Raw genomic sequence first — 1,774 nt, forward strand, 5'->3', positions numbered from 1 at the left:
GCCCAGAGATAGGAGAAGAGGAAATGCCCCGCCCAGATGGTCGGCGGGACGATCAGCGTCCAGAGCGTGACCTTCAGCCGCTCGGACCAGTGGGGGCGGCGATCACTCATGACAGCACCGGGAACAGGCCGATGGTCGCATAGGCGATAATGGCGGTGAGGGCGAAAAAGTGCATGTAGACCGTGACGTTGCGAATGTCTGCGTCATGCTGTGGGTCCATCTTGCCCGCAATGCTGCGGGCAAGGGCATAGCTCTGCATGATCGCGGCGACACCAGCATGGGCCACGGTCCAGATGACGAGCGTCCACACGATTGCAGGGTAGCTGTGGCTTTCCGGGTCCATGCCATGCGTCCATGGGCCGGCGAGGCCCGCACCGATGCCTGCGAGGCTCGTGGCTATGCCCAGCACCAGCAGCAAACGCGTGATCCCGACGCCGCCCCGCGCGTGGACTTCCCGCGCTGTGATGGTAGCAAGCCAGCTTGCCACGCCGAGCGCCAGGGCCACCATCGGCCAGTAGATGCCCGGTCCGTCGGCCATGGCCATCGGTGGGAAATCGGCATGTCGGGTCCAGAAGAAATAATAGCCGAAGACGAGGCCGGAAAAGGCAGTCGCATCCGCCATCATGGTGATGAACATCGCCCACCATCCGGGCGCGGACGGACCGGACATGTAGAGCGGCAAATCGATCCCGTGGCCGATCGGTTTGCGCGGCTTCTCTGGGATTTCCGCCGTCCCGGTCCAAAGCCACCAGAGGGTGCAAGCGAGCGTCGCCACGGCGCAGGCAAGCGCCGCCCAGTAGAGATGATAGGTGGTGAGGATGAAGACGCCGCCAAGCGCCAAGGCGGTCAGGATCGGGATGATGCTGGGCGTGCCGAGGCGGATGACCGCCAGCGGTCGGGCGTCCAGCACGGTGGTGACGATCGTCTCGCGCCGCCCTTCCTCCGCGTCAGGCAGGAAATAGCGCCCTTCGTCGACCTTCTGCACGAAATCCTTCTGGTCCCAGATCGGGTAGCGACTTTCGATCAGTGGGACCGAGCGTATACCCCAATCCTCGTCATCGGGATGGGCCAGCCATTCGAGCGTCCCGGCACCCCAGGGATTGCGCTGCGCTTTCGGTCGGCGCGGCGATAGGGCGAGGTCCACGCAGATCACCGCCACGCCCGCCGCGAACAGCCACGCCCCAAGAGTTGAGGCCATGTTGAGCCCGCCAAGCCCCAGTTCAGCCGGATAGGTGAAGACCCGGCGCGGCATACCCATGAGCCCCGAAAAATGCATCGGGAAGAAAGTGAGGTTCGCGCCGACGAACAGCATCCAGAAGGCGATGCGGCCGAGGCGATCGGACAGGGTCTTGCCGGTAATCAACGGCCAGTAATAATAGAGGCCAGCGAACAGCGGTAGCAGCGTGCCGCCGATCAGGACATAGTGGAGGTGCGCGACGATGAAATAGGTGTCGTGCGCCTGCCAGTCGAACGGCGCCACGGCTACCATGACGCCGGTGAGGCCGCCGATGACAAAGATGGCGAGACTCCCCGTCGCGTAGAGCAAAGGCGTCGACCAGGTGACACGGCCCGCCCAAAGCGTCGCAATGAATGCGAAGATTTGCACCGCCGTCGGGATCGCCACGGCTTCGGACGCAGCGGAAAAGAAGGCGAGGCTGATCTTGGGCAGGCCCGTCGTAAACATGTGGTGGACCCACAGGCCAAAGGACAGGAAGGCCGTGCCCACCGCCGCCAGCACGATCCAGGGATAGCCCAGCAGATGGCGGTTGGAGAA

The 1,774-nt window shown here is 64.0% G+C and carries 1 protein-coding gene; it reads right to left on the reverse strand.

The genetic code is table 11. From position 1 onward, the window contains the following. Positions 1 to 106 precede the first annotated feature (106 nt). Positions 107 to 1,774 (reverse strand): cytochrome c oxidase subunit I (locus tag BMY84_RS28825; RefSeq protein WP_093088590.1); only part of this gene is annotated, 1,668 nt, incomplete at its 5' end.

The sequence above is a fragment of the Sphingobium sp. AP50 genome (assembly GCF_900109095.1).
Lineage (GTDB): Bacteria > Pseudomonadota > Alphaproteobacteria > Sphingomonadales > Sphingomonadaceae > Sphingobium.